Annotated in this window: 3 protein-coding genes and 2 pseudogenes; 1 reads left to right on the top strand and 4 read right to left on the bottom strand. The window is 63.0% G+C overall.

Features of this window, described 5'->3' with window-relative positions; translation table 11 throughout:
• Nucleotides 1-158 (bottom strand): annotated as a pseudogene (locus tag WCA85_RS17170) (DnaA regulatory inactivator Hda); the annotation flags it as partial.
• Between the two features lie 70 nt (nucleotides 159-228).
• Nucleotides 229-1,305 (bottom strand): AI-2E family transporter, encoded by a 1,077-nt coding sequence (locus WCA85_RS17165; RefSeq protein ID WP_424065860.1) that lies wholly within the window; start codon nucleotides 1,303-1,305, stop codon nucleotides 229-231.
• 95 nt (nucleotides 1,306-1,400) lie between these two features.
• On the opposite strand from WCA85_RS17165, the gene purM reads away from it, so the two are divergent.
• Nucleotides 1,401-2,456, top strand: coding sequence for a phosphoribosylformylglycinamidine cyclo-ligase (purM, locus tag WCA85_RS17160; RefSeq protein ID WP_424065858.1), 1,056 nt, complete (start codon nucleotides 1,401-1,403; stop codon nucleotides 2,454-2,456).
• Between the two features lie 122 nt (nucleotides 2,457-2,578).
• Here the strand turns inward: purM and miaA are convergent, their stop codons facing one another.
• Nucleotides 2,579-3,529, bottom strand: a complete 951-nt coding sequence (miaA, locus tag WCA85_RS17155; protein ID WP_424065856.1) for a tRNA (adenosine(37)-N6)-dimethylallyltransferase MiaA — start codon at nucleotides 3,527-3,529, stop codon at nucleotides 2,579-2,581.
• A 43-nt stretch (nucleotides 3,530-3,572) separates the two neighbouring features.
• Nucleotides 3,573-4,359, bottom strand: a pseudogene (mutL, locus tag WCA85_RS17150) (DNA mismatch repair endonuclease MutL); the annotation flags it as partial.

Genomic DNA, 4,359 nt, shown 5'->3' with positions numbered 1-4,359 from the left:
CCCCAGACGTAGAAGGTGCGATCCGGCACCGGTCCGGCGGCGAGCGCGCCTTCCAGCTCGCGCAGTCGCGTGACCAGTTCGGCGTTGCTGCCGGCGAAGAAGTTGTCGAATGTCGAAGGCGGCGGGGTGCCGAGATCGAGCGTCAGTTGACGAAGCACAGTAGTGGAAGCCGGAAAAGGGAGTCGTCAGGAGCCGCTTGGAGTGGTTTTGGGTAGATCGGCCGGGTCGTCAGTTCTTGTACAGCGTGCTCGACAGATAACCTTGCCGCAATTCCCGTATCGCCACAGACAGGATCGCACTGACGGGCAACGCCAGCAGCACACCGAAAAAGCCAAACAGCTGGCCGAACGCGAGCAACGCGAAAATCACGGCAAGCGGATGCAGGCCGATTCGTTCGCCAACCAGACGCGGCGTCAGGAAAAACCCCTCGAGAATCTGCCCGACGCCGTAGATGATCGCCACTGCGCCGAAACCATACCAGTCGCCGAACTGCAGCAGCGCTGCCACCAGCGCGAGCGCCAGACCCGTGGCATAGCCAATGTACGGGATGAACACGGCCACGCCGGTAAAGATGCCGACCGGCAGCGCTATCTCGAAGCCGGCGATGGTCAGCGCGATCGCGTAGAACACCGCGAGCACCGCCATGACGAGCAGCTGGCCGCGCAGGTATTGCGACAGCATCTGGTCCATGTCGCGGGCAAGCTGCAGGGTCTTGTCGAGCCAGCGGCGCGGAATGAATGCCTGTACGCGTTCGAGCATGCGGTTCCAGTCGTACAGCAGATAGAACAGCACGAGCGGCACCATCACGACATTACCGACCAGCGTGATCATCACGTTGCTGCTGGTGCGGATCGAGGTCCAGGCGTAGAGGGCGATAGTTTGCGCGCTGCCTTCGAGCTGTCCAGTGACGAGATCGCGGATGCTGGCGAAATCGAGCGAATCGGCCAGGCCGAGCAGGGCGAGCTTGGGTTGCAGCCACGCGTTGAGGTGCGCGAACAGCACCGGCACCTGTTGCTTGAGTTGAGGCCCTTCTTTCTGGATGACCACCAGTACCAGCAGAACGAGGATGGTCAACGCGAAGGTGAAGACCAGCATCATCAGCAGGGCGGCGAGTCCGCGCGGCACGCGGCGGCGTACCATCCCCGCCACGCCCGGCTGGAGGATGTAGGCGAGGATCGCGCCGAGCAGGAAAGGCGTGAGCACGGGCCGCAGGAGCCAGAGGAGGATCCCGAGGCCCAGTGCAATAGCGACCCACACGGCGGCCTGCCGCTGATAGGGCGTAAGAATCGAAGTGTTCTGCTGCAAAATTGGCTTCCCAGGAGAGTTGGCGCGGGTGAAAGTCCAGCCAACCGTCCGGCATCGGTTAAAATCGCATTTTACCGACCTTCTCGCTCTTCCCCATGAATCAACCGAAATCCGCCCCTGACGCCCAAGGTTTGTCGTATCGCGACGCCGGCGTGGACATCGACGCGGGCGACGCCCTTGTCGACGCGATCAAGCCCTTTGCCAAGAAGACGATGCGCGACGGTGTGCTGGGTGGCATCGGCGGGTTTGGCGCCCTCTTCGAAGTGCCGAAGAAGTACAAGGAGCCGGTGCTCGTGTCGGGCACGGACGGCGTGGGCACCAAGCTGAGGCTGGCGTTTCATCTGAACAAGCATGACACGGTGGGCCAGGATCTGGTGGCGATGAGCGTCAACGACATCCTGGTGCAGGGCGCCGAGCCGCTGTTCTTCCTCGATTACTTTGCCTGCGGCAAGCTGGACGTCAGCACGGCCGCGACGGTTGTGAAGGGCATCGCCCAGGGCTGCGAACTGGCCGGCTGCGCGCTGATCGGCGGCGAAACGGCGGAAATGCCGGGCATGTACCCCGACGGTGAATACGATCTGGCGGGTTTCGCGGTTGGCGCGGTCGAAAAGAGCAAGATTATCGACGGCAGTACGATTGCCCCGGGCGATGTTGTGCTGGGTCTGGCGTCGAGCGGGATTCATTCGAATGGGTTTTCGCTGGTGCGCAAGATTATCGAGCGTGCGCAGCCGGATCTGAACGCGGATTTTGACGGGCGGTCGCTGGCGGATGCGCTGATGGCGCCGACGCATATTTACGTGAAGCCGCTGCTGGCCTTGATGCAGCAGATCGCAGTCAAGGGCATGGCGCACATCACGGGCGGCGGGTTGGTTGAAAACATTCCGCGCGTATTGCGAGAAGGTCTGACGGCTGAGCTGGACCATCGTGGCTGGCCGATGCCGCCGCTGTTCACGTGGCTGCAGAAGCACGGCGGCGTGGCGGACGCGGAAATGCATCGCGTGTTCAACTGCGGTATTGGCATGGCAGTTGTTGTGTCCGCCGCTGATGCCGACGCGGCGATTGGTTCGCTGTCCGCAGCTGGCGAACAGGTCTGGAAGATCGGCGTGATTCGCGAGAGCGCGGCTGGTGAGGCTCAGACTGTAGTGGTGTAAGCGCCGCTGTCGCGCAGTTCCGCTGCAAAAAGCCGCCTGATATCGAAGCGAATCAGGCGGCTTTTTTTATGGGCGCGCGAATCGCCTGCGATCAGTTGCCTGGATCACAACGCAACGGGTAATTAGTTTGCGCAGATATTTTCCAAGGCTTCGACCGCCAACGCCGTGGCATCGCTGCGACAGCAATCGACAATGACCCGGTCCATTCCCCGCAGCCAGGTGAGTTGCCGCTTGCACAACTGGCGCGTCGCAAAAACACCCTTGTCGCGCATCGTCGCGTAGTCGACCTCACCATCCAGATATTCCCAAACCTGCCGATAGCCCACGCATCGCATGGACGGCATTTCGGGCAACAAGTCACCGCGTTCGCGCAGCTTCACCACCTCGTCGACGAAGCCGCCGGCAAGCATCACATCGAAGCGCTTCTCGATGCGAGCGTGCAGCACGCTGCGATCTGATGGCTCGAGCGCGATAGGCGCGAAGCGCCACTGTGCCGCTTCGTGATCCACGGGAGCAGGGGCGGCGAGCAAAGCCGACATCGGTTGCCCAGTCAGCATGAATACCTCTAACGCACGTTGAATCCGCTGCGAGTCGTTCGGCGCGAGGCGCGCGGCCGTCGCGGGATCGACCGTGGCGAGGCGTGCATGCAGGGCAGGCCAGCCGTCGCTCGCGGCGTCGGCGTCGAGGGTCGCGCGTACGTCGGCGTCCGCGGCGGGTAAGTCATTCAGGCCCTGCGTGAGCGCCTTGTAATACAGCATGGTCCCGCCGACCAGCAGAGGCAGCCGTCCGCGTGCATGGATTTCTCCTGTCAACCGCAAGGTGTCCGCGCGAAACTGCGCTGCCGAATAGGCGTCGGTGGGATCGACGATATCGATCAGATGATGTGGCGCGACCGCGCGCTCTTCGAGCGTGGGCTTGGCAGTGCCGATATCCATCTCGCGGTAAACCAGCGCGGAATCGACGCTGATGATTTCCACCGGCCGCTTCGCAGCCAGCGCCAAGGCAGCCGCTGTTTTGCCGGACGCAGTTGGGCCGAGCAGGCACGGGATCGGCATGGGCGTGCGTGCAGTCATCGGCAAGCAGGCGTGTGCCGTTTGGGCGTCGTGGAATGCACCGTCACTGTCCGCGCATGAACAGTCGGTCGAGATCGGAGAGCGTCAGCTGATACCACGTCGGGCGCCCATGATTGCACTGGTCTGCGCGCTCGGTGGCCTCCATCTGACGTAGCAGCGCATTCATTTCATCCAGCGTCAGACGCCGGTTCGCGCGCACCGCGTGGTGGCAGGCCAGCGTGCCGAGCAATTCGTGTTGCCGCTCGGTCAGCACGCGTGAGCCGCCAAAGGCATGCAGATCTGCAAGCACCGCGCGAGCCAGTGCCTGCAGATCAGCGTCCTTGAGCAGCGCCGGCACCGCACGAATCGCCAACGTGGTTGGCGAAAGCACGGCGAGATCGAAGCCAAGTGCATCGAGCGTGTCGCGCTCTTCTTCCACGGTGCCGATTTCGACCGGATCGGCTTGCATCGATACCGGTATCAATAGCGGCTGTACGGCGATCGTCCGGTCCGCGAGCGCATTCTTGAACTGCTCGTACAGGATGCGCTCGTGGGCAGCGTGCATGTCGACGATCACCAGCCCTTGCGCGTTTTGCGCCAGCACGTAAATACCATGCACCTGGCCGAGGGCAAAGCCGAGCGGTTGTTCGTCAGATCCGTGGAAGGCTGGGTTGCTGGCTGAGGGCGGCGCGAAAAACGAGGGTGCGTCGGCGGCGGAATCGCGCGCTTCGAGCATCGTCGCGCCCTGAGCTGTGCCCGCGCCGCTGTCTTTGCGTCCAAATAGCGCGTCATAGAGCGCGAGAGGCTGGGCGACGGGCAATGTGCCCTGCGTCATACGCGCCTGGCGCAGC

This window comes from Paraburkholderia sp. (assembly GCF_049581445.1).
Lineage (GTDB): Bacteria > Pseudomonadota > Gammaproteobacteria > Burkholderiales > Burkholderiaceae > Paraburkholderia.
The sequence above is the reverse complement of the archived record's forward strand: the minus strand, read 5'-3'. Positions and strand labels throughout refer to the sequence as shown.

Excerpts from the sequence above, each read along its gene's own strand:
- purM (WP_424065858.1), top strand. The coding sequence starts at position 1,401 with ATGAATCAACCGAAATCCGCCCCTGACGCCCAAGGTTTGTCGTATCGC.
- miaA (WP_424065856.1), bottom strand. The coding sequence starts at position 3,529 with ATGACTGCACGCACGCCCATGCCGATCCCGTGCCTGCTCGGCCCAACT.